Source organism: Streptomyces sp. NPDC058534 (assembly GCF_042717365.1).
GTDB lineage: Bacteria > Actinomycetota > Actinomycetes > Streptomycetales > Streptomycetaceae > Streptomyces.
Genome location: NZ_JBHXNW010000024.1, coordinates 1 through 24,664 on the forward strand (window position 1 = coordinate 1; position 24,664 = coordinate 24,664).

Sequence of the window (24,664 nt, forward strand, 5' to 3'; positions counted from 1 at the left end):
CTGACCGCAGAACTCGAAGGCTCCGGCGTCGAAAGTGCTCACCTGCTGGCGGCTACGGAACCGAGCATTCCCCGGTTCCGTAGCTCCCATTAGGCATCGATCCGAGCCTTGAGAATCTCCGCGCCGCCTGGGACCGCAGGCATCCAAGGCCCACGACCCTACGGACATCTCCCGTTGCCAACGATCACCGCATCGGGTGAATCCTGGCGGCACAACACGCACGGCACGCAGTTGTGGCCGGCTCGCTCCGCGGTCAGGGCCCGCGGTGACCGGCACGTTGAACATCCACCGCTGTCAGTCCGTATCCCCTGTCGTAGCCGCACCCCTGGCCGCTGGTGCGGACAGAAGGAGACCGGATACGGAGAGGCGGCGCGTGCCCCAGCAACCCGAGCAGTCAGAACGACCGCAGGAAGGACGTGCCGTCCGCGACCTGACAACAGTCCGCCGGGCACGGGACGTTGTACTCGCTTCCACCATGGTTCTGCTGGCCACGGCTTGCGGCGGCGGTGAGGACGGGCGTTCGGCGAACAGTGTCCCGTCGAAGATGTCCGCCGCTCCCGCCGTCGGCGTGGTGGCGCCCGCGAAGGTCGAGGTGATCGCCGGCCTGACCGGCTGCAAGGCCAATATCCGCGTCGAAGCGGACGAACTGCGCGAGGGGCTCTGCCACACGAAGCTGGGCGACTACATCATCACCACCTTCCCCGAGGAGAAGTACCAGCAGAGCTGGCTGGAGACCGCCGCCATGTACGGAGGCAGGTATCTCGTCGGTACGCGCTGGGTGGTCGCCGCGAAACCCAAGGTGCTTGAGCAGTTCCGCTCCAAGCTCGGCGGCGCCATCCAGCAGATGCGAGGCATGGGCCCCGCGGCCCCGTCCCCTGACCAGGTCCGACCCGGCCGACGTCTCCGTTCTCAAAACCGCCCCGGGACAGATCACCCTCACCTTCAACGAAGACGTCAGCCTGGCGACGGTTCCCTGCGCGTCCTGTACCCGAAGAGTCGGCGAGTCGACCTTGGACAGGTCAGCTCCTCCGAAAGTCACCCGATCTCGGGAGCGTTCACCTTCTCTGTCGGCCGTCCCTCCGTCGCCGCCCCGGTGGCGACGGAGCTCAGCTCCTCGCCCTCAAGGCCATCGCCGTACTGTCCGTGCTGACCGTGGCTTCCTTCTCCCGGCAGTGACTGCCCAGCTTGTGCACGAGGGAGTGCCGGATTCCGTGTCGGCAGTCGCGCCCCAGCGGTACGCGTCACGCAGGGCGCGGGCGTTGGCGCCTCCATGGGCCGATACACGGGTGAGGTCACGGACGATGCCGCCGGACGTCGGCTGCGAGCCGTCCGGCCGGCGGCCCCGCCCGCCCGGCTCCCCGTTCGGGTCCGGCAACCGGCGAGGTCTGCGCCGATCGGTCCTCGCCGAGGCCGTCCTCGGTGCCGTGGTTCTGGCGCTCACCACGCTGCGACACGGTGGAGGCCCTGGTGTACGGGTCGGACGGAGGCGTCACCGCGGTGCCCGAACTCCGTCTCACGCTCACGCAACAGGCCCAGGAGATCGGCCCGCTGGACGCGAGGCTCGTAGACCGAGGAGGCTACTGGTCCGCCGACCGCATGCGGCTTCCCTACCGCGGCACCTGGACCGTGCGTGTCACCGTGCGCCTCACCGACATCGACCAGGCCACGGTCAGCAAGAACATGACCATCAAGCCGCCGCCCCAGAGACACGACAACCCAGGATCAGCTCGGCGACGGGGCGGAGCGTCGCTTCAACAGCCACCACGCGCCGCCATCCAGGGCGAGCAGTGCCACGACGATCCCTCCGATGATCAGACCCGTCGAGCTGCCGTCCTCCTCACTGGCTTTCGCGTCGGTGTCGGAGCCTGCGGCTGCGATGTCCGACTCGGTGGCCGACGGGGTCGGGCTCGGGGCCGCGCTGTCACTGGGGCTCTCGCTGGGGCTGGGGCTGGGGCTCTCCGGCTCGGCGCCCGGGGCCGTACCCATGGTCGGCGTCCTGACCAAGTGCATCCGTACCGACATGGACTGCGCCGACGTCTGCGACGCCACCCCGTCGGTCCTGTCCCGGCACACGGGCTACGACGCCAACATCACGCGGGCCGTCCCGCAGGCGTGCGCCACCGTCTGCAAGGCGTGCACCGACGAGTGCGCCGCGCACGCCGACATGCACGAGCACGGCAGGGTCTGCGCCGATGCGTGTCGGCGCTGCGAGCAGGCGTGCAACGAACTGCTCGCCGGCCTGGGCTGAGACAACGGCAGCACCACACCCAGGCAGCACAATGCCGGGCGGCTCCCAGGTCTTCTGGGGGCCGCCCGGCGTTGCAGCGGCGGTGCGGGTCAGTGGTAGGCGTGGACGACGGCGTGGCCCTTGCCGCGGCCGATCATCCACTTGTTGACCGGCGTGGTGATCACGAACGCCACGGCGAAGCCGCCGAGCAGCGCGTACCAGAACAGCCCGTCCGACAGGTGCGCGTCCATCGCTCCCGGCGTCAGCGCGATGATGCCGTTGTCGACCGATTCCATTACGTGCCCGTGCCGGTCTTCGTGCTGGACCAGATCGGGTCCGCCTCCGCCGGGCGGCTCGGTGCGCGGTGTCAGGGTGGCGGCCTGCCAGGTCGCTGATCTCCAAGGGATCGGCGCGGGTACCGGGCTAGGCAGTGAGGGGCCGTCGCGCCGACGGCATCGGGCAGCCGTGCGCGGAGCGTCCGCTCCAACAGTTCCGGATCCGCCGTCGGGGCCGGCACGCCCCGGGCACCGGATCGGGAGAACACCGCCAGGGCTGGGGAACTGCGCCCTCGACCAGTTTGAGCGCCCCCAGGTGCGCGTTGCCGATGCCGGACTCCACGGCGGCCTCGGTCCAAGCGGCGGAGCATGGTCTTCCCGGTCGGCGAGATCTTCGCCGTGAACGAAATGTTGTCGACGCCGGCGTCCACGAGCGCCCCCCGTACCCGTGTCACCACCTCGATCTCGTCCCGTATGTCCTCGACCCGGTCGGCACGACCGGGCGGCGGCACGCTCCGCCGCGGGGGCAGACTCCAACTGTTCCGCCCGAAGCGTCCCGTCACACGAGCAGCCCGTCCCGTGGCACCGCCGTCCCGCAGCAGCCGCAGGACGGGCTCCCAGGTCCCGAAGTCGCACACGGAGGGCACGTCGGCTGCCGGCGGCGCAGCAGAGTTCCGGTCAACCATGCACAGGCCGTACGCGGCCCCACTGGCAACGGCAGGGTCAGGACGGTGCTTTCGGTGACGCGAACACGGGCGGGGGCCACCGCGTTCAGCTCTCGCCCGGTTTGAGCACCACGAAGTCCGCGTTCCCCGGGCCGAGGCAAACGGCCACCCGGCCGGCGCCCTCCCCGTCCTCCGGACCCATCTGCACAGCCGCCGTCCTCGGCGACCTTGGCGACGGCGGCGGTGACACTGTGAGCGGCTCGGCACTCAGCTGCGATGCGCCGTCACGGCGATGGCGGGCAGCACGGCCAGGGCGAGGATGCCGCCGGTCAGGGCGAGGACGGGGTAGCTCGCGGCGCCGACGACGATGCCGGAGGCGAGACCGCCGGCGGCCCCGGCGACGGCGATGGAGACGTCGACCAGGCCCTGCGTCCTGGCTCGGTTGGCCAGGGGCACGGTGTCGGTGATGATCGCGGTGCCGGAGACGAGGCCGAGGTTCCAGCCCAGCCCGAGCAGGGCGAGCGACAGGGCGAGCAGGGCAACGGACCCGGCCGGCGACATGGCCGCGAGGAGACCCGCGGCCAGCAGGGTGACACCGGAGGCCGCCGCGACCCTGAGGCGCCCACACCGGTCGATGAGCCAGCCGGTCAGGGGCGAGGGCAGGTACATGGCGGCGACGTGGATCGCGATGACCAGGCCGGAGGCGGCGGTGCCATGCCCGTGGTCGTGCATGTGGATCGGCGTCATCGTCATGATCGCGACCATGACGAGCTGGGTGAGGATCATCACCAGCGCACCCAGGACCACTCCGCCGTCTGGTGCCGGCGTGGTGGCCGTGCCGCCCGTGGGCTGTACCTCGGCGGCGAGGGTACGGGCCAGCAGCAGCGGGTCGGGACGCAGCCAGAGGGCGAGGACGAGGGCCGCGAGGGCGTAGGCGGCACCGGAGAGCAGGAACGGCCCGGCCAGGCTGGGGATGCCGAGGCCATCGGCGAGGTCGCCGGTGGGGGCGGCGAGGTTGGGTCCGGCGACGCCGCCGAGGGTGGTGGCGACCAGGACGGTGGACACGGCCCGGCCGCGGCGGTCGGAGGGGGCGAGGTCGGCTCCGGCGTAGCGGGCCTGGAGGTTGGTGGCGGTTCCCGCGCCGTAGACGAACAACGCGAGGAACAGCAGTACGGCGTTGTCGGTGGCGGCGGCGGTGATGACGCCGGCGCTGCCGATCGCGCCGGTGAGGTATCCGGCGGCCAGTCCGGGGCGGCGGCCACGGGCCTGGGAGATGCGGCCGACGGCGACGGCGGCGAGCGCGGAACCGGCGGTGAACAGGGCACTGGGCAGACCGGCAAGCCCGGTGGAGCCGAGCATGTCCTGGGCCAGCAGCGCACCGACGGTGATACCGGCGGCCAGACCGGCACCGCTGAGGACCTGGGAAGCGACCAGGACTCGCAGGATGCGGCGCTGTGCCGGGGCGACGGCGGGGGGTATGCCGGTGGTGTCGGGGGCGGTGCTCGTCACGTGCCTGCTTCCGGTAGGACGGCTGCCCTGCCGGGCGGTATGCGTGGGGAAGTACCCTGCGCGCGTTTCGAAAGGTCAGCTTTCGAAAGGTCTGTGCCCCTCTGCGCCATGCCGGTCAGCATACTTTCCCGGGCAGGACGGCAGGCCCGGAGAACTCTCACAGAGCCGGTACGTCGTCCCACAGGCCCGGCAGCGCGTCCCCCGGGGCCGGCTTCCCGACGCCGTCCGCGTCGTCCGCCGCACCGGGGTGCAGGACCTGCTCGGCCCAGATGATCTTGCCGTCGGAGGTGTGCCGCGTCCCCCACCGCTTGGCCATGTGGGCGATCAGGAAAAGTCCACGCCCGCCCTCGTCCGTCGTGGCCGCCCGTCGCAGATGCGGTGAGGTGCTGCTGCCGTCGGCCACCTCGCAGATCAGGCTGCGATCGTGCAACAGCCGTACCCGGATGGGCTCGGAGCCGTACCGGACGGCGTTGGTGATCAGCTCGCTGAGGATGAGCTCAGTGGTGAACATCACCGCGTCGAGTCCCCACTCCTCCAACTGCCGGGCGCACGAGGCGCGTACCCGGCCGACCTCCGCCGGATCCTTCGGTACGTCCCACTGGGCGACCCGGCCCGGATCCAGCAGCCGGGTGCGGGCCACCAGCAGCGCGATGTCGTCGCTGCGGGCGGCGGGCGGCATGCCGGCGACCACCGCCTCACAGGTCGCCTCCGGGCTCCGTTCCGCCCCCTCCGGCCCCACGCCGGACAACGCGTCGCGCAACCGGTCAAGGCCGGCGTCGATGTCCTGGTCCGGGCCGGCGATGAGACCGTCGGTGAAAAGAACCAGACTGCTCCCCTCGGACAGTTGCAGCTCCGCGGTTTCGAAGGGCAGCCCGCCCAGGCCCAGTGGCGGGCCGGCGGGAATCTCGGGGAAGTCCACGGTGCCGTCGGGACGGATCACACCAGGGCCGGGGTGACCGGCCCGGGCCACGGTGCAGCGGCCGGTGACCGCGTCGTACACCGCGTACAGACAGGTGGCCCCGGTGATCGGCGCGCTGTCACCGACCGCGGGCTGGTTCTCGTCGCTCCGGATGACCAGATCGTCCAGGCCGGCCAGCAGCTCGTCGGGCGCCATGTCCAGGGCGGCGAAATTGTGGATGCCGGTGCGCAGCCGGCCCATCGTGGCCACGGCCTGCAGACCGTGGCCGGTCACATCGCCGACCACCAGGGCGACCCTGGCTCCCGGCAGGGGAATGACGTCGAACCAGTCGCCGCCGACCGCTTTGGCGGGCAGATAGCGGTGTGCGACCTCCAGGGCGTCCTGCTCCGGCAGGCCGCTGGGCAGCAGACTGTGCTGCAGCGTGACGGCCGTGGTGTGCTCCCGGGTGAAGCGGCGGGCGTTGTCGATGCTCACCGCCGCGAGGGTGACCAACTCCTCGATGAGGGAGACATCCTCCTCGTCGAAGGGCTCGGGCTTCTCCGAGCGCCAGAAGGAGGCCATGCCGAGGATGATGCCCCGGGCCCGGATCGGCACGGTGATCAGGGAGTGGATGCCATAGCCGACGATCACCTCCGCCAGAGCCGGGTCCTGCTCCTGCCATCCGGAGTACGCGGGCAGCTCCGCCTCCAGCACCGTCCGGCCGCTCGCGAAGCCGAACGCCTGCGCGGTGTTGGGTGCGAGGCTGATCAGCCGGCCGAGCGGATAGAGGGGGTGGCCGTCCCGGATGCCGCTGAGGGCGATCCTGCGCATGTCCAACCCTACCGGCTCCTCGCCGCGCAGTACGGGCTCCAGCAGATCGACGCTGGCGAAGTCGGCGAACCGGGGGACAGCCGCCTCCGTCAGCTCCGCGGCGGTGCGCACCACGTCGAGGGTGGTGCCGATCCGTACACTGGCGTCGTACAACAGCCTCAGCCGTGTCCGCGCCGCCTCGGCCCGGACGGCGAGCGCCTCCAGCTCGGTGGTGTCCCGCAGCGTCGCCACGCTGCCCAGACCGCCGTAAGGGCTGGTCGGCCGCACACTGACGGCCAGCAGCCGATCCCCGGACGCGTGGAGCTCGTCGGTGGGACTGCGGCCGGAGGTCAGCAGCGCGACGAGGCCCTCGTCCAGGCCCAGCTCGGTAATGCCGCGCCCCTCCGCCTCCGCGGGCAGCCGCAGCAGCCGCCGCGTCTCGTCGTTGGCCAGCAGCAGCCGGCCGTCCTCCCCCACGATGAGCACGCCCTCCCGGGCCGCGTGCAGGACCGCGTCATGGTGCTCATACATCCGGGCCATCTCGGCGGGATCCAGATTGTGCGTCTGCCGCCGCAGCCGCCTGCCCACCAGCGCCGAGCCGACCGCGCCCAGCGCGAGCACCACGGCCGCGCCCCCCAGCAGGGCCGGGAGCTGGCGGTTGACCACGGTGCTCACGCTTTCGACGGTGATCCCGACCCCCACGGTACCGACAGCCCTGCTGTCGGCCGTGGTGACGGGGACCAGCGAGAGCACGGAGAGCCCCTCGGTGGTCTCCTCGACCTCCGTTATGGGCTGCTTCGGTACCTCGCCGCTGCCGAGGACGGGCTCTCCGATGAGGTCCGGGTCGGGGTGCGTGTAGCGGATCCCGTCCGGGGAGTACGCGACGATGAGATCCACGCCGGTCTCCTGCCGGATCTCCTCGGCACGCGGCTGCAGCGCCTCGCTGGGTTCGGCGCCCGTCATGGCCGCCGCCGTCCCAGGAGCGTGCGCGAACGTCTCGGCGACGGCCAACGACCGGTCCCGGGCCTCCCGCGTGTTCTCGCCGCGGGCCTCGAGCACCAGCGTCACGACGGCGGCGACGATCAGCAGTACGACGACCACCAGCTGCAGCAGCAGCACCTGACCGGCGACACTGCGCACCCCGAGGATGGAGCGCCGGGAGTGCCCCCGGGATGCTTGGGACGACGGGTCCGCAGGCCGACCCAAATGCCCGTACATATCCTATTTGTATCACCAGGGCGGTGGCCGTTCATGACGATACGGAAGCGTCCCGCTCGGGTGCTCAGGGCGTGTGAGGCGGTCGCAGCGCACTGAGCGCAGGAAGATCCGACATCAGGGGAGACAGCACCTGATCAGGGCTTGGCTGCGGTCCGGGCTCAGCGGCGGGAGTCTGCGGGGTGGCGGGTGCGGCCCAGAGCCAGCCCGCCGAGGATCGTGGCGGTCAGCCCCACCACCAGGGCCACGAGTGCTCCGCCCAGTCCGTTGCCGGTTCCGAGCCCACCGTTGGAGGTGGCCACGACCAGCCCTCCGAGTGCCATGGCGATGGGCCCCGCGACCAAGGCCACGATGGCCCCGCGCCGCCCGGGGCCGGTGCTGGTCCGGCCGGCGTAGCGGGCCAGTGCCCACCCGCCGATGATCACGCCGGCCAGCGCCACCAGAGCGGCTGTGGTGGCACCGAGCCGACCGGCGCTCATGTCGAGAACGCCGGCGGCAGCCGGCTGGACGGAGGCGTGCACGGTGGCCGGTGCGGCAAGCACGAAGGGGACTGACATGAGGTGCTCCTGCTTCTCCTACGACGGGGTGTGGCCTGAGCATGTGCGCCTGACCCGCCGCTGGTCGTCCCGCAGGCGCAGGCACTTCGCGCTGCCGCCGGCGGCGCAACCAGCTGCCGCGGATGCCGCAGGCGCTGCGTGGGTACTGCGGGCGCAGTAGAAGAGCGTTCGTCCGTGAGCGGGACTCGCTCGTCGCGGCATCTGGCTAGGGTGCGCGCATGGACAAGGGACGGTTCGGTGTTCCGGCCGGTGCCAGAGACTGGGCGGTCGCCGTCGGCGTGGCGGCGGCGCTGCTGGTTGCCGGGCTGTCGGGGCAGCGCTCCGCCACGAACCTCGACCTGCTGCTCGGCTACGCGCTGCTGGCCGGCGGCGGTCTTGCACTGGCCGCCGGCCGGCGGGCTCCGGTTGCCGTGCTGGCCGTGACCGGGCTGTGCGCGGTGGGCTATCAGGCAGCCGGTTTCGACGTGCCTGTCGTCGCGTACCTGTTCGCGGTGTACGCCGCCATGCGGGCCGGCCACCGCATCATCACGCTGGCGGCGAGCGTGGCCATGCTCGCCGCTCTCCCGCTCGCGGCCCTCGCCTCCCTCCACGACATGGGCGAGGCGTACGCGCAGTCCCGCGGCGCCCTCGAGCTGGCCTGGCTGGTCGCCGCCGGCGCCGCCGGGGAGGCTCTGCGGCAGGCCGAGTGGCGGGCGGACGAGGCCGAGCGCACCCGGGAGGAGACCGCGCGACGCCGCGCTGATGAGGAACGCCTGCGCATCGCACGGGAGTTGCACGATTCACTCACTCACCAGATCTCGATCGTCAAGGTGCAGTCCGAAGTCGCCGTCCACGTCGCTCGCCGGCGCGGCGAACAGGTACCGCACGCGCTCCTCGCGATCCAGGAGGCCGGGCGTGAGGCGACCCGGGAGCTGCGCGCCACCCTGGAGGCACTGCGCGACGACGACACCACCCCGCCGCACGGGCTCGACCACGTCCCGGAGCTGGTGGAGCGGGCCGGCCGAACCGGCCTGGAGGCGACGCTGACGATCGAAGGGCAGCGGCACGACGTACCGGCGGCGGTGAGCCGGACCGCCTACCGGGTCGTCCAGGAGTCGCTCACCAACATCGCCCGGCACGCCGCCGCCGCTACCGCGTCGGTCCGGATCGACTACCGGCCCGATGCCCTGGTCGTCCGAGTCGATGACGACGGCACAGCCAGGCCGGGCACCGCGCCGGTGCCCGGCGTCGGGCTTCTCGGGATGCGCGAACGCGTCACCGCCCTCGGCGGCCGGCTGCGGGCCGAACCGCGCAGCGAGCGCGGCTTCACCGTCCAGGCCGAACTCCCCATGGACCAGACGTCATGATCCGTGTCCTGCTGGTCGACGACCAACCGCTCATCCGCAGCGGATTCCGCGCGCTCCTCGACCTCGAGGACGACATCGAGGTGGTGGCCGAGGCCGGCGACGGACAAGAGGGCCTGGCCCTCGCCCGGAGGCACCTCCCCGACATCGCACTCATCGACATCCAGATGCCGGCCATCGACGGCATCGAGGCAACCCGGCGCATCGCCGCGGATCCGGCGCTGGCCGCGGTGCACGTCGTCATCCTGACCAACTACGGCATGGATGAGTACGTCTTCCACGCCCTGCGCGCCGGAGCCGCCGGATTCCTTGTCAAGGACATCCTGCCGGAAGACCTCCTGCACGCCGTACGCGTCGCCGCCCGCGGCGACGCCCTCCTCGCGCCCTCCCTCACCCGCAAACTGATCAACCGGTACCTCACCCAGCCTCCCCACGCTGCCGCCGGGTCGGGGCTGGACGAGCTGACCGCCCGCGAACGCGAGGCCGTCGCCCTGGTCGCGCGGGGCCTGTCCAACGGCCAGATCGCCGAGCACATGGCGATCAGCCCGCTGACCGCGAAAACGCACATCAACCGGGCCATGACCAAGCTCCACGCCCGCGACCGTGCCCAGCTCGTGGTCCTCGCCTACGAATCCGGCCTGGTCACCCCGCCCAACCGCTGACGTCGCCGGTCGCCGCACGCAGCCTGCCTGGCAGCAGCGGAGCGGTGTCGAAGCCCGAGCCGGGTTCGACGGCCGTACGCAGGGATGCCGACAGCGACGGCGAGATCGGCCAGGGTTGGCAGGGGCGACGTGCGGGGCGAGCCGCAAGCTGAGCCGTCGCCCCGTAGGCACGCCCCTCCGAAGCCGCCCGAGAGGGTCACGCATCGTCCTCCGATATCGACTTCCGTGGGGTGCGCGGCCCTGCCGCCGAGAAGTGAGCCATGAGCAAGCCACCGACCGCCACCGGCACGCCGGACGAACGGAATCGGCGACTGGGGGTGTCCGACGCCGTCGTGATCGGCTTGGGGTCGATGATCGGCGCCGGGATCGGTATCAGGCCCACATGGTGTGGGCGAGGGCGGTGCCGGCGAACGCCGCCCCCAGCGCCGCGGGTCGCGGCCGTCGCACACCACACCGCGCCCAGCGCCGCGAGCAGCGTCAGCCGCCCAGACACCGGTGCCGAAGAACGGGCGTACCAGCCGGTGGGCGGCCCGCACCTCGGTGACGGCCACCATGAACACGCCTGTCACCGCGCAGCCGGCCACGTTGATGCCCAGCGTCGTCCAGGGGAACGCGTCCGGCGCGGTGAGCCACAGCAGTTCGGCCCGTAGCGGGCGCAAGCCCCGAGCGCCCCGCCGGCCGCCACCACGGCCAAGACCGGCCCCTGCCCGGGCAGCAGCGCGCTGGGCCGCGGGCAGGCACAGACGGTCCGGCGACAGAGGCGCCGGCCGTATGAGGGTCGGAGGCTGACATGGGCTCACCTCTCCTACTCGTGTGGCGGCGCCCGGAGTTCGTGGGCGCGCGTGGTCACGAGCAGGGACCATTGGCGGCAGCGGCACCGCGCTTTCGGGTACGGCGGAGGCCACCGCAGCTCGGCCACCCATCCGGGCTGCCCGCCGCTCACCAGGTGAACCGGCAGCGTCGTCCAGCCTGGCCGGCCACGGCCTCCGGAGCCCCGCTGTGAATGGTTGGCGGAACAGGGGGCCGGGCAGAAGGAGCAACGATCCACCAGGCCGTGTGCCCGCCGAATCACCGAAATCCTCCCGCCCCGGACCCCGACAGCCACCAGGCCGCAAGAACGCCCTGCCAACCCCACGCCACGACGTGCATACAGTCCGCAAGACAGGCGCCGCGAAACCGGGAAGGAAGAAGGCCGCCCCCGCCACCGCGGCGGAAGGCGGCTGTCGGCCGTGCGGGATCAGCGCGGGTACATCGACGCGCCCGCCGTGCGGCGGATCTCCGGCAGTGCCGAGTAGAGCGTGGCACCTGGGCAGAGCGTGGCGTAGCCGTCGCGGTGACCGGAAATCGTGTTGAGCGTGGCCTTGTCGCCGGTGTTCCAGACGCCGGTGTCACCCGCGGCGGTGAGCGTCACCTTCGCCTCCGGGTCGACGCCGTGCAAGCCGAGCTTCCACGCGGAGATGTCGGCGATCGCCTGCTTGGCCGCAGCCGTCGGCGTACCGCCGTTCTCGTAGTCGCCGAGGAGCGAGACGCCGGACGAGTAGCCGTTGAAGCCGTAGGTGTGGGCTCCGCGGACGGGCTTGTCGACGCCGCCCGCGCGGCCCTCGAAGACCGTGCCGCACTTGTCGACGAAGAAGTTGTAGCCGAGGTCGTTCCAGCCGTTGGTCTTCACGTGGTACGTGAGGATGGCCCGGATGATGGCCGGCGACTCGGCGCAGTCGTAGTCGTTCGTGCCGGCGGTGTGGTGGACGAAGACCGCGTCGACCTTGTCCAGGTAGGAGGGCGGGTCCGCGACGAGCGACTCGTCCGCACCCCAGCCGGCCCGGCTGACGATCGTTGGTTCGGCAGGGGCGGTCGGCTCCGGCGGATCCTGTGTGGCCGTCTCGGAGGGCGCCGGTGTCGTGGGTTCGGCGGTCGGGGCGGTGCTGGGTTCGGCGGTCGGCTCCTGGCTCGGGGCGGGAGCGCTCGGCTCGGCGGTCGGCTCCGGCGGATCCTGTGTCGCCGTCTCGGAGGGGACCGGGGGCGTGGGCGAGGCCGGCTGTTCGGTGGCCGGGGCCACGGCCGACTCCGTGGGGATTCCGGTCGGTTCGGGCGCGGTGCTCGGCGCGGTGTCCTCGCCGGGGACCGTGGGGCTCGGTGCGGCGGTGTCCGTCTTCTCTGGCTTGGCGGACGGCTTGCCCTTTCCGTTCCCCTTGCCGCCCTTCGTCCCGCCCGGGTCGATCATGTCGAGCCGCAGCGCGTCCGGCACCGCGGTCTCCTTGCCGCCGGCCACGACTCGTGCTTCGACGGCGTCCGACGGCCCCACCCACAGCGGCTCCGAGGCGCCGCGGACGCCTGAGGCGTCGCCCTCCCTCGTCTCCGGGGCCCGGATGCCGAAGTCGAGATCGCGCCAGTCGGTCCAGGCGCCGTCGTCCGCGCTGCGGGTGCGTATCTGCGCGGTGCCCTCGAAGTCGTCGGCGCTGTCCTCCCATGAGACGCCGACGAGTGAGAACAGCTGCGTCTCAGTGCGGGGCAGTTCGCGCTTCTTCGCGTCCTTGCCCGCCAGCGCCAGCGTGTGCGCCTTTGCTGGTCGGGAGCTGTCACCGGTCCCGGTGTCCCCGGAGCCGCCCGTGACGGTCACGGCCGTCACACCGGTGCCGGCCAGGACCACGGCTCCCGCCGCCAGCCAGATGGTCCGCTTCGACGTGCTTGCCCGCCGCGCGCGGGTCCCTCTCGGACTCATGCCCATCCCTCGTGAAGCTGCTGTGTGATGATCAGTTGTCGGTGGCGGGCAGTTCGCCCGCGCAGGTGGCGCGCCCGAATTCGCTCATGGCCGTAGCCCTTTGGACGTGCTTGCCGCGGATCGCGAGCGTGCAGGCCGCCTGTCCGCCCTTCTCGCCGAGGACGATGGCCACGGTCGGGGCCTTGCCCAGCGGCACCTGGACGGTCTGCTTCCACGGCAGTTCGGCGTCCCGGACGACCGTCACCTTGCCGTCCTCGTCGCGGCCGAGGTACGAGATCTCGACCGGGCCCTCGCCCGTGACCTCGTACGTCACGGCGGCGGTCGGCACGGTGGGTGCCTTCGGCTTCTCCTCCGTGTCGAGCACGCCGTAGCCGACGAGGCCGCCGCAGGCGAGCAGCAGGACGGCGGCGATCGCCACCCCGGCCCGGCTGTCGCCGGTGCCCTTTTCCGGGCTCTTGTTCGCCGTCCCGGTGTCTGCCGTTTCCGTGTTCGTCGTTTCCGCAGCCGCAGGTTCCGCAGCCGCAGGTTCCGCAGCCGCAGGTTCCGCATCCGCGGGGTCCGCGTCTGCGGCTTCCGTATGAAGCGTCTCGACGGACATTTCCTCCGGCTCTGGGCTCTCCGTGGATTCCTTGGATGGCATGACCGAGTCCCGGCTTTCGGTGGGTCGAATCGATTCTGTGGTCGAACCGGGCGGTTATACACCACGCGGAGAGAACCGCGCGAACGACGGGACAAAAGGGGTGAAGTGAGCGCCTTTCAGGGTCGGGTTGCCCACAATGTCCATGGGCTTGACGGGGTGTCACTCACGTGGTCAATAATCCGCTGCCGCGCCCGTGAACTGGCCTTTCGGCTGCTCGCATGCGGCTGCACAGCCATGCTCAAGGCCGGGCCGGGACTCTCCGCTCCGGCTCGTTCGGCGTGCCCGTTTCGCGCTCGTCGGGGGTCGGCCGCCGATGTCGAAAGGTAATGACGTGAAGGTCCCCTACAGGAGATATCTCTCCTGTCTGGTGGTCGCGGCGGTGGCAGGCACGCTACTGCCGCAGGTCGCTTACGCGGCCCCGCCATCAGAGCCCGAAAAGGACGATGGTAAGGGAATTGTCGAAACCGTCACCGACTGGTTCGGAGAAGACGGTAACGAAAGCAAAGAACTGCCCTCGTACGGCAACCACGGAATAGCCGACCGGCAGAAGCTCGCCAAGGGAAAGAACGATCCGAAGGCGAAGCGGGTCAAGGAGCTGACCTCCCGCCGGACGCCCACGGCACGCTTCTGGCAGCTCTCCGACGGCCGGGTCGAGGCCGAGCTGTCGGCCGCGCCGACCTCGTACAGGGAAACGGCCTCCAAGACCTGGAAGAACATCGACACCCGGGTCGCGGAGACCAAGGCCAAGGGTTTCGAGTTCGCCAACACGGCCAACACCGGCCGCAGCTGGTTCGGGTCCGACCCGGACCGGCTGCTCCGCTTCGAGGCTGGTGACGGCGGCCGGTCGGTCACGCTCGGGCTGGAGGGCGCGGGAGCCCGCCTCAAGCCGGAGGCGAAGGGCGCCACCGTCACCTACAAGGGGGCGGCGAACGGCGCCGACCTCTCGTACCAGGTCGGCCCCGGCCGGGTGAAGGAGAACATCACCCTCGCCGAACGGCCCGCCGGCCCGGTGAAGTACACCTTCACCCTGAACACCGAGGGCCTGACCCCGAAGGCCCGCAAGGACGGCTCGATCGCGTTCTTCGGCGAACTGCCGAACACCCCGGTGCTGGTCATCCCGGCGCCGTACATGACCGACGCGAAGAAGTCGGCCTCGTCGCCGTACGGGTACGAGTACAGCGCAGCCGTCACCCAGAAGCTCTCCCGCGACGGCGATGGCGCCGGCTGGAAGCTCACCGTCACGCCGGACGCGAAGTGGCTGGCGGCGAAGGAGCGCCAGTACCCGGTCGTCATCGACCCGACCATCACCATCGCGCCCTCGCCGTCCGGTTCGCAGGACACGATGGTCCTGTCCGACCAGCCGGGCGTGAACTTCAACTCCGCCTGGAACCTGTCCACCGGCAAGACCTCCAGCACGGCCCAGGCCCGTTCGCTGCTGAAGTTCCCGCTGGACGAGATCCCGGCCGGCGTGAAGGTCGACGGGGCGCGGCTGGGCGTCTACTTCGACCAGTCGCACACCACCAACGGCAACGATGTGACGATGGAGGCGCACCGGGCGACCGGCGCGTGGGACGAGTCGACGGCGACATGGTCCAACACCTCGGGACTGTTGGGCGAGCTGTCCGGCACCAGCGTCCAGGCCGACGACGGCGACGCGGGTACGACGGCGGCCACCGGCACCTGGCCCGCCTCCGGCTCGACGCTGACCCAGTACGCGATCGGCCAGGACTACCACTACAACAAGGACGCCGTCGCCGGGGACAAGTACACCTGGCAGCCGAAGGTCACCGACACAGCCTCCTACCGTGTCGACGTGCACTACGTCGCGGCCACCGACCGGGCGACGAACGCCCCGTACACGGTGACCCACCGCGACGGCACCCAGACGTTCACCGTCGACCAGTCCGCCGGCACCAACGGCGTGTGGACCTCGCTGAACGGCGGCACGCAGCTGCCGTTCGACAAGGGCACCGTTGGCAAGATCGTCCTTGGAGACGGTCCCGCCTCCGCCTCGACCTCCGTCATCGCGGACGCCGTCCGCCTGGTGAACCCCGCCCAGATCGTCAAGAACAAGGGCGAGTACAACCAGTGGCACGAGTTCCCGGTCGCCGACACGGTGCAGAAGTGGGTCGACGGCACCGCGAACCACGGCTTCATCCTGAAGGCGAAGGACGAGTCGTCCACCGGGCCGCTCGGCGGCCCCCGCTACGAGGCCGGTGACGGCTACTACGGCGGCGAGACCTCAAGCATTCCGCGGCTGACCGTCACCTGGGGCCGCGTCGGCACCGCGCTCGACTCGCCGACCGTGGTGCACTCCACAGGCCCCGAGCTGCACTGGCCGACGTACAAGAACACCGCCGGGGACACGGGCGCGGACATCGTCGAGTACCAGCTGCACCGCTCCACGCAGCAGGACTTCACGCCCTCCGCGGCGACACTGATCGCGCCGATCGACAAGGCGGCCACCGCGTACACCGACACCACCGCGGTGCCCACCCCCGACTCCTCGTCCAGCGAGATCGGGAAGTCGTACTACTACCAGATCGTGGTCAAGACCGAGGACGGCGACCTGCTCGGATCCCCGACCCGCGTCGTGGGCATCCCCAAGGCCGGCCGGACGATGAAGATCATCCAGGGCAGCCAGGGCGGCGTCACCGACACCACCCTCTCCTCACAGCAGCCCACCACCAACCAGGACACCATCCAGTCCTGGGACGTCGGCCAGAAGTGGCTGAGCGTCGGCAACAACTCCGGCACCTACGGCAAGACCCGTGCCGTGCTGAAGTTCCCCACCAGCGACATCCCGGCCACCGCCACGGTGCTCGACAACCGGATGTACATGTGGGGCGCCGAGACCACCACGGGCAGCAACGGAGCCATCTACGAACTCCACGCCCTGACAAGAGACTTCGCCGAGACCAGCGCCACCTGGAACAACGCCACCTCCACCACCGCCTGGACCAGCGCCGGCGGTGACATGAACGCCGCCGTCTCCGACACCGTGGCCAACATGTCGGACGTCGGCCGGCACTGGTGGGACGCCACCAGCCTGATGCAGAGCTGGGTGAAGACCCCGGCCGGCAACAAGGGCGTCGCGGTCAAGCTGAAGGACGAGTCCACCACCGGCCCGCAGGAGCGCAGCCTGTTCCTGTCGGCGGAGGCCGCCGACCCGCAGCTGCGCCCGTACATGCAGGTCATCTACGTCGACTCGACCACCTCCTCGACGTACTACGCCCCCACAACCCCGTCCCGGATGACCCCGAACACCACCTACACGGTGGACTTCACGGTCACCAACACCACGTCCTCGGCGTGGGCAGCGGGCGAGCGGGAGCTGTCCTACACCTGGAAGCTCCCCGACGGCACGGACGTCACGACCGGCGGCAACCAGCTGGAGACCCCGATCCCGGCCCTGCTGCCGGGCAAGTCGGCCACCATCCAGGCCCAGGTCGCCACCCCGATCAACTCGGACTCCGGCAACAAGCGCAACGAGTACGTCCTCGGCTGGGACGTCCGCGAGGTCTCCGACGGCAGCTGGCTGTCGGCGGGCACGGGCGGCATCCCGGCGCTGAAGCAGAACGTGGCGGTCGAGGACCCGACCTCCAACCAGCTCGGCCTGGAGAAGTTCTACTCCTACACCGGCAAGAACACGGGCGCCGGGTCGACGGTGATGACCAACCTGGCGTCGGGCAACAGCGTCTGGTCGTACAACGCGTTCACGAACCCGGGACGGGGGCTCACCACGTTCGCCCGGTTCGCGTACAACTCGCAGGACACCTCGGACACGGTTGCCGGACATGGCTGGTCGTTCCAGGCCGCCGGCCCGATCCGGCTGGGCGCGCCCCTGGACTTCCACCCGAATCCGAACCCCACGGAGATCCGACTTCCGGACGGTGACGGCACGACCCATGTCTTCCGCTGGGACGCAACGAACAGCGTGTGGAAGGCGCCGGCCGGTGTCCACTACAAGCTGGAGGCCAAACCGGCCCTGGACTGCAAGCCCACCAAGGACCCGGTCCCGGACGCCTGGACGCTGACCCGCCCGGACGGCACCCGCTTCCTCTTCGGCTGCGACGGCTACATGACGTCGACCGTCGACAAGAACGGCAACACCCAGACGTTCACCTACGAGGAGCGCAAGTCCAACAACAAGCCGACCAAGTTCCTGAAGTACATCACGGACCCGGCCGGCCGCACGTCGCTCACCGTCGAGTACTACAAGAAGGGTGACGCGTCCTACGAGTACATCGACGACTCGGGCGCGAAGGTCACGGACTCGAACCTGACCAACTCCAAGATCTACGACCACGTGAAGTCCATGACGGACATCTCGGGCCGCAAGATCGCCTTCTACTACACGGACAAGGGCCTGCTGGGCCAGTTCACCGACGGCCTGGGCTCCAGCCAGCCCAAGGACTTCACGTTCACCTATGACGCCACGCAGGGGAACAAGAACGTCAAGCTCGTCAAGGCCACCGACCCGCGCGGCAACGGCACGGCCCTGGCGTACTACGCCCCGCAGGCCGGTGACGACCCGAAGTACCACTGGTGGACGAAGACGATCACCGACCGTCTTCAGGGCACCACCGGCTTCGCCTACGCCGTGAACGCCACGAATCCCAAGTTCACCGACACCAGGGTCACCGACTCCGAGTCGCACGCCACCGACTACGTGGCGGACGACTTCGGCCGCCCGGTCCAGACGACCAACGCCAAGTCGGAGACCACGCGGATGTCGTGGGACGCGGACAACAACGTCACCTACCTGGAAGAGGACAACGGGGCCAAGACCGCCTACTGCTACGACCAGAAGACCGGCTACCCGCTCTGGTCACGCGACGCGGAGAACAACAAGGCGGGCGTCCCATCTGCCGCTGACTGCGCTCCGGGCGTCTACCCCGCAAACTCCTCGCAGTACACGTACCAGACCCGCGCCGACGGCTTCGCCGCCGATCTGGCCACCAAGACCTCACCCGAAGGCCGCAAGTGGCAGTTCGGCTATGACGCCTTCGGCAACCTCAAGACGGTCACCGACCCCAAGGGCGTCGCCACCACGACGGCGGGTGACTACACGACGTCGTACGACTACAACACCCACGGCCAGATGACCAAGGCGACCGACGCCAACGGCAGCCCGACGACGAACAGCGACTTCGGCCCCACCGGTTACCCGGCCACGATCACCGACGCGCTGAACAAGTCCACGTCGTTCGTGTACGACGAGCGCGGCCAGGTCCGGGAGACCACCGACGCACTGGGCAAGAAGACCACGCAGGCCTACGACACCTTCGGGCGTCCGCTGGCCAAGGTGGTGCCGAAGGACCAGGCGGCCGGTGACCTGATCACGTTGGCGGCGCCTGAGTACGACGCCAACGACAACGTCACCAAGGCGACCGCACCCAACGGCGCGGTCTCGACGGCGGTCTACGACGCGGCGGACCAGATCACCTCGGACACAGCGCCGAAGGACACGGCCACCTCCGCCGAGCGCAAAACCGTCTACACCTACGACAAGGTCGGCAACCTCAGAACGACGACCGAGCCCAAGGGTGTACTGACAACGGCGGACACCACCGACCACGTCACCACCAACTTCTACGACGAGATCTACCAGCTCACCTCCGTGGTGAACTCCGCGCAGCACAGGATCTCCTACGAGTACGACAACGTCGGCAACGTCACCCGGATCGTCGATCCCAGGAAGAACGCCACGACGGACACGGCCGACTACCTGACCAAGACCGCCTATGACCTGAACCACCGGGTCACCACGGTCACGGACGCCGCCGGCAACTCCATTTCGACGACCTACGACAAGGACTCCTTGGCCGTCCAGTCCAAGGACGCCGAGGGCAACATCACCTACACCGACTACGACGAGCGAGGAAAGCAGAAGGCGGTCCGGGCCCCTCACGAAGGGACCACGTTCCGCGAGACGCAGTACGAGTACGACCAGGTCGGAAACACCACCAAGGTGATCTCACCGCGTGGCGCGGCCACGGCCACCGCGGACGACTTCACCCAGCGGACCGAGTACGACGCGCTGAACCGCCCGGTCAAGCAGTTCCAGCCGTACGACCGGAACGACCCCCGTTACAACGACCCCAACGTCTATACGCAGACGGTGTACGACGCCGTGGGCCGTGTGTCGAAGAAGTCGCTGCCGCCGTCCGAGGGCCAGACGGTCCGCAACGACACGGCCCTCGAGTACTTCGACAACGGCTGGACGAAGAAGTCCACCGACCCGTGGGACATCACCACCACCTACGACTACACCGAGCTCGGACAGCAGAAGGCACGCACGCTCACGTCGGCGGGCGGCTCCTCGGACCGCACCATGACGTGGTCGTACTACCCCGACAGCAAGCTGAAGTCCAAGGCGGACGACGGTGTCCCCGTGGGCAAGTCGGTGGTCCTGGTGGACAACTCCGACAGTCACCACACCTCGGCCACGGGATCGTGGGCCAAGGGCGACACCACCGGGCAGCAGGGCTACGACCACCGGACGCACGCGGTCGGTACGGGGACGGACGCCTTCACATGGACGCTGAACATCCCGAAGGACGGCTCGTACACCGCGTACGTGAAGTACCCGAAGGTGACCGGCGCCGCCACGACGGCGAAGTACACCCTGTCGCAGGGCGCCACCACGCACCCGGCGGTTACCAAGGACCAGAGCGCCGCCACCGGCACATGGGTCTCGCTCGGTTCCTACAGCCTCAAGCAGGGCAACGACGCCAAGCTGAAGCTGGACCAGAACAGCGCCGGGACGGTCGTAGCCGACGGCGTGAAGCTGGTGCGGGACACAGCCGGCGAGACGGACACCGAGAAGAAGTCCTTCGCCTACGCCTACGACGTCAACGGCAACCTGACCTCGATCGACGACACCTCCTCCGGTGCCCGGATCGACGCCTACACGATCGCCTACACCGGCCTGAACCAGGTCGACCAGATCACTGAAGCGCTCGCCGGGACTGAGAAGAAGACCACGTCGTACACCTACGACAGCAACGGCAAGCCGGAGACGATCACCCACCCCGACCAGTTCTCCAAGTACACCTACGACCTGCGGGACCTGGTCAAGACGGTCTCGGTCGGCAAGTCGTCCTCGGACACTTCGCCGAAGCTGACGTCGTACACGTACACCGACCGGGGCCTGAAGCTCCAGGAGACCAAGAACAACAAGAACACCGTCGACTACACCTACTACCTCAGTGGTGCGGTCAAGACAACCTCGGAGAAGAAGCCGAACGGCACCCTCGTCTCCTCGCACACCTACACCTACGACCCCAACGGGAACAAGGCGCAGGACGTCGCGAAGAAGATGAACGCCGACAGCAACTCGGCCTATCTCGAGTCGACCACGGACTACACCTACGATCCCGCGAACCGGCTCGCCAAGTCGGTCAAGACCGGTAGCGGCGCGGGCACCGAGACCTACGTCCACGACGACAACGCCAATGTCGTCAGCCAGACGGTGAAGGGCACGTCGACGACGTACGCCTACGACCGCAACAGGCTGGTCTCGGCAACGGTCGGCGGCTCGACCGCCACCTACAACTACGACCCGTTCGGCCGTCAGGAGTCCGTCACCGGTGGCGGAAAGGTCATCGAGCGTTCGGTGTACGACGGCTTCGACCATGTCGTCGAGTCGCAGAAGGCAGACGACAGCGGCACGCTGAAGTCGACCAAGTACTCCTTCGACCCGCTCGACCGGACGGCGTCCAAGACGGCCGACGGCAAGACCACCGACTTCACCTACCTCGGTCTGTCGACCGAGGTGCTCGGTGAGGAGGTCTCCGGCGAGCTCACCAAGTCGTACCAGTACAGCCCGTGGGGCGAGCGTCTGTCTCAGGTCAAGCACAACACCGACGGCACCAGCGAGGACAGCTACTACGGCTACAACTCGCACACCGACGTCGAGACCTTGACCGACAAGGACGGCAACTCCAAGGCCACCTACGGTTACACCGCCTACGGGTCGGACGACGAGTCCGAGTTCACCGGTATCGACAAGCCCGACGCCGGCGACCCGACCAAGGAGGCGTACAACCCCTACCGCTACAACTCGAAGCGGTGGGACGCCCACTCGGCCACCTACGACATGGGCTTTCGGGACTACAACCCCGGACTCAACCGGTTCACCAGCCGGGACATGTACAACGGCGCCCTCGCCGACATGGGGCTCGGTTCCGATCCGTACACCGGGAACCGGTACGCCTTCACCGGTGGCAACCCCACCAGCTTCGTCGAGTTGGACGGCCACATCTTTGGCTGTGACTGGTGCGGCGACGTCATCGAAACGATCGGCGACGCCGTCGTGGGCGGCGCCAAGAAGGCGAGGGGCGGCTGGACCTCTGTCGTCGACACCTTCCTGACGGGGATCGGGTGGTACAACGAGACGGCCCCCAACGGCTACGAGTCCGAGCCCACGGACGACCTCAGCAAGGGGCGGCTCATCACGCCCGAGGAGAAGTGGGACTGGGTTCCGGGCGTGGCACGGTTCCCGTTCACACAGGACAACTGCACCGACGACCAGAGCGCGGTGTTCTACCAGCCGCTGGACAAGTACGACCGGGCACAGGGGGTGCGAGCCTGTCTGAACAAGGGCGACTTCAGCTGGATCAACGACGCCGGCCAGACGATGGGAGACTCCGACTCCATGATCGCGGGATCTCCGGTTCCGCGGCCCATGAGGAACCACCCCGAAACCAGGCCTCCCGGTTTCGTGGATGGTGTGGGGATGAACCGCGGCCACCTGCTCGGAAACCAACTGGGTGGTAGTGGTACGGACCGCCGGAATCTCGTCTCCCTGTACGGCAGGCCCAACAGATCCCAGATGAAGAAGGTGGAGGACCAGGTCGCCGCGATGGTGAACAGTGGCCAGACGGTTTACTACGAGGTGACCGCCCACTACACCGGACGCAATGGTGCCCCCGACCACCTGACCATCAACTGGCTGAACATGGACACCGGAGAAATTCCAGCCGAACCAATAACGATTTGGAATACTCCCACAGGGATGAAACCCTGAGCTAGTATGCCGAATCGGTAAGCCTACAATGGGCGTAGGTGACTGGGTGTAAACGAAAGTCACCTACGCCCTCACTCTTGAAAGGTATTCCTATGTGGGTACAGCGCCTGATCGAGTTGACCCGGTGGGAGCCGCTGGGGCTTTCCGTCGGCTGGGAGTCGATCGAGTCAGAGCTCCAGCTCCCGCTGCCGGCGGACTACAAGGAGCTCGTCGAGGCATTCGGTGGAGGTACGTTCTGCGAATCCGTATTCTTTCTCGCGCAGTCGGACTCCCCCGCCTTCGACTTCGTCACCCAGTGGCGAGCTTCTCTTTCGGCGAGCGAAGCCGATGATCCGCACCCCGCCTACTCGCCGGGACGCAATGGGGTCATCGAGTGGGGGGCGACGGAGTGGGCCGATCAGTACTGCTGGCTTGTCGATGCTCAACATCCCGGTAAATACCCGATTCTCGCCCGAGGTGACGCCGGGGAGTGGCGTAAATTTGAGATGTCGACTTCAGAATTCCTCTACAGGGTCCTTACGGATTCCGATTTCAAGCCCTTCGGGATCGTGCAGTACGCCCTTGAGCCGGAGTTCCAGCCGGGCCGCTCGGTCGGAGACATGTGACCATCAGCGTAGTCGCCGGTTTCTCAGGGAGCAGTGATGGAGGTGGCGTTGGTGCGGCAGCGAAGTGAAGGTCGCGGACTGAGCGTCGCCGGCTGGGTGCTTGTGCCGGTCGGGCTGGTACTGCTGCTCGGCGGCATCGGGTATGACGGTGGCCTCGCAGACGAGCAGGTCACTATCACGGGCGACGCGATGCAGCCCACCTATCGTCCGGGCCAGCGGTTGGCCATCGAGCGCATCGACGAGGACGAGATAGGCCGGGGCGATGTCGTTCTCGTCAGGGTGCCGGGCCGGTACGGGGGTGCACCGGTCGTGCAGCGGGTGATCGGCCTGGGCGGAGACCACGTGGAGTCCCGCGACGGTGCGCGGGTCGCGGTGAACGGCAGGCAGATCGACGAACCGTACGTGATGCGCGACAAGTTCGGCCGGGCGGGAGCACAGTACGACGTGACCGTCCCGGAGGGGCGACTGTTCCTGCTCGGGGACCACCGGGCCAGCGCGAATGACTCGCGCTACTTTCTCAGCGAGCAGTCGGGCAGCGTCGCGGCCTCCGACGTGCGCGGCCGTGTCCGGGAAGTGCCGGCCCTGCCGTGGGTGATGCTGGCCGTGGGGGTTTTCGGAGCCCTGCTGACGCTGGTCGGGACCGGGCTGGGAATCGGTGGGTACGTGACCGGGCGGCGTTCCCGAAGAGCAGGTGCGGCGGTGCCGTCATGGCCCGTGGACTACTGATCGTTTCAGAATGCGGTTCGGGGGCGTCTCCAACAGATGATGCTGCAGGCGAGTGCGAGGAAGCCCGGATGCAGGTCGGCGCTACCACCCAGCGGGTCTTGCCCTGTCCGGAGCCGTGCGGGGCACCTGGACGGGCGATCTTCGGTGTGATCCCTCGGCCGCGAAGAAGCCTGCGGTACTTGTCGAAGTCGTAGCCGCGGTCGGTGAACAGCCGACGGGGCCGTCCGCGTTGGCTCCGGATGCCTGGAATGGCATCGAGCAGCGGGATGAGCCGACTGACATCGTGACGACGCCCGCCGGTCAGTGACACCGCGAGCGGGGTGCCGTGCCGGTCGACGATCAGATGCTGTGGACCGCGCTGCGAGCGAGTCGTGCGACAGCCTCCCGGAGGACTACGTGGCGGTCATGAAGGAATTCCCCGGCGGGGTCATCGCGGGCGTGCGGGTGTTTCCCGTCGTGCAGACAGGCGCCGACAGCGCAGCGAGCCGGGCGGCCCCGGCTCTGCGCCGGCTGAACGAGGATCGGCGGTTCCTGCAGTGGGGAGAGGTGGAGGGCCGAGCGGCCGGTTGGCTCACTGCCAAGGACGATCCTCAGGACTGGCGCGTCGGCTACATCGAGCCGGACGGCTCCGCCCTCATCTGCCTGGAGGACGAGACCTTTGCCACCTTCCTGCAACGCCGACTGCAGGGCAACACACGCGACTGAGCCGCGCCCGTTCGACCCGCCGGGATCGGCGGCCTTGCCTGATGCGCGCGTTCCTTGCGAGCAACCGAACAACC

General features: G+C 69.1%; 13 protein-coding genes and 3 pseudogenes. 8 read left to right on the top strand and 8 right to left on the bottom strand.

Going from position 1 to position 24,664, the window contains the following annotated elements:
• Positions 1-803 precede the first annotated feature (803 nt).
• On the top strand, positions 804-1,811 hold the full coding sequence (locus ACFWR9_RS16975; RefSeq protein WP_383842432.1) for a copper resistance protein CopC: 1,008 nt from the start codon (positions 804-806) through the stop codon (positions 1,809-1,811).
• The gene (locus ACFWR9_RS16980) at positions 1,808-2,248 is read left to right on the top strand and encodes a four-helix bundle copper-binding protein (protein ID WP_383842183.1); all 441 of its coding nucleotides are present in this window, start codon (positions 1,808-1,810) and stop codon (positions 2,246-2,248) included. The genes ACFWR9_RS16975 and ACFWR9_RS16980 overlap by 4 nt, the downstream gene beginning before the upstream one ends.
• Positions 2,249-2,337: 89 nt before the next feature.
• On the opposite strand, the pseudogene ACFWR9_RS16985 reads toward ACFWR9_RS16980, so the two are convergent.
• The 4 genes and pseudogenes from ACFWR9_RS16985 to ACFWR9_RS17000 form a co-directional block, all read right to left on the bottom strand.
• A pseudogene (locus ACFWR9_RS16985) lies at positions 2,338-2,526 on the bottom strand (DUF4396 domain-containing protein); the annotation flags it as partial.
• A gap of 908 nt (positions 2,527-3,434) precedes the next feature.
• A complete protein-coding gene (locus ACFWR9_RS16990) occupies positions 3,435-4,676 on the bottom strand; it encodes an MFS transporter (RefSeq protein ID WP_383842186.1) in 1,242 nt (413 codons plus the stop codon).
• A gap of 157 nt (positions 4,677-4,833) precedes the next feature.
• A complete protein-coding gene (locus ACFWR9_RS16995) occupies positions 4,834-7,602 on the bottom strand; it encodes a SpoIIE family protein phosphatase (RefSeq protein WP_383842189.1) in 2,769 nt (922 codons plus the stop codon).
• A 158-nt stretch (positions 7,603-7,760) separates the two neighbouring features.
• The gene (locus tag ACFWR9_RS17000; protein WP_383842192.1) at positions 7,761-8,156 is read right to left on the bottom strand and encodes a DUF6223 family protein; all 396 of its coding nucleotides are present in this window, start codon (positions 8,154-8,156) and stop codon (positions 7,761-7,763) included.
• Positions 8,157-8,374: 218 nt separating this feature from the next.
• On the opposite strand from ACFWR9_RS17000, the gene ACFWR9_RS17005 reads away from it, so the two are divergent.
• Positions 8,375-9,502, top strand: a complete 1,128-nt coding sequence (locus ACFWR9_RS17005; protein ID WP_383842195.1) for a sensor histidine kinase — start codon at positions 8,375-8,377, stop codon at positions 9,500-9,502.
• Positions 9,499-10,161: a response regulator gene (locus ACFWR9_RS17010; RefSeq protein ID WP_383842198.1), complete on the top strand. Its 663-nt coding sequence runs from the start codon at positions 9,499-9,501 to the stop codon at positions 10,159-10,161. Before ACFWR9_RS17005 ends, ACFWR9_RS17010 begins: the two co-directional genes overlap by 4 nt.
• Positions 10,162-10,649: 488 nt before the next feature.
• Here ACFWR9_RS17010 and ACFWR9_RS17015 read toward each other — a convergent pair.
• The 3 genes and pseudogenes from ACFWR9_RS17015 to ACFWR9_RS17025 form a co-directional block, all read right to left on the bottom strand.
• A pseudogene (locus ACFWR9_RS17015) lies at positions 10,650-10,879 on the bottom strand (CrcB family protein); the annotation flags it as partial.
• Positions 10,880-11,398: 519 nt separating this feature from the next.
• On the bottom strand, positions 11,399-12,880 hold the full coding sequence (locus ACFWR9_RS17020) for an N-acetylmuramoyl-L-alanine amidase (RefSeq protein ID WP_383842201.1): 1,482 nt from the start codon (positions 12,878-12,880) through the stop codon (positions 11,399-11,401).
• A gap of 31 nt (positions 12,881-12,911) precedes the next feature.
• Positions 12,912-13,298 carry an MmpS family transport accessory protein gene (locus ACFWR9_RS17025; RefSeq protein WP_383842204.1) on the bottom strand — a complete coding sequence of 129 codons (387 nt, stop codon included), beginning with the start codon at positions 13,296-13,298 and terminating at the stop codon, positions 12,912-12,914.
• A gap of 535 nt (positions 13,299-13,833) precedes the next feature.
• Between ACFWR9_RS17025 and ACFWR9_RS17030 the strand changes: the two genes are divergently transcribed.
• The 3 genes from ACFWR9_RS17030 (at position 13,834) to lepB (ending at position 23,885) form a co-directional block, all read left to right on the top strand.
• Entirely contained in the window at positions 13,834-22,554 is an 8,721-nt protein-coding gene (locus ACFWR9_RS17030; protein WP_383842207.1) for a DNRLRE domain-containing protein, read from the top strand.
• A 92-nt stretch (positions 22,555-22,646) separates the two neighbouring features.
• The gene (locus ACFWR9_RS17035; RefSeq protein WP_383842210.1) at positions 22,647-23,159 is read left to right on the top strand and encodes an SMI1/KNR4 family protein; all 513 of its coding nucleotides are present in this window, start codon (positions 22,647-22,649) and stop codon (positions 23,157-23,159) included.
• Between the two features lie 51 nt (positions 23,160-23,210).
• Entirely contained in the window at positions 23,211-23,885 is a 675-nt protein-coding gene (lepB, locus tag ACFWR9_RS17040) for a signal peptidase I (protein ID WP_383842213.1), read from the top strand.
• Between the two features lie 5 nt (positions 23,886-23,890).
• On the opposite strand, the pseudogene ACFWR9_RS17045 reads toward lepB, so the two are convergent.
• A pseudogene (locus tag ACFWR9_RS17045) lies at positions 23,891-24,231 on the bottom strand (transposase); the annotation flags it as partial.
• A 50-nt stretch (positions 24,232-24,281) separates the two neighbouring features.
• Between ACFWR9_RS17045 and ACFWR9_RS17050 the strand changes: the two are divergent.
• Positions 24,282-24,590: a hypothetical protein gene (locus ACFWR9_RS17050; protein WP_383842216.1), complete on the top strand. Its 309-nt coding sequence runs from the start codon at positions 24,282-24,284 to the stop codon at positions 24,588-24,590.
• Positions 24,591-24,664: the final 74 nt, after the last annotated feature.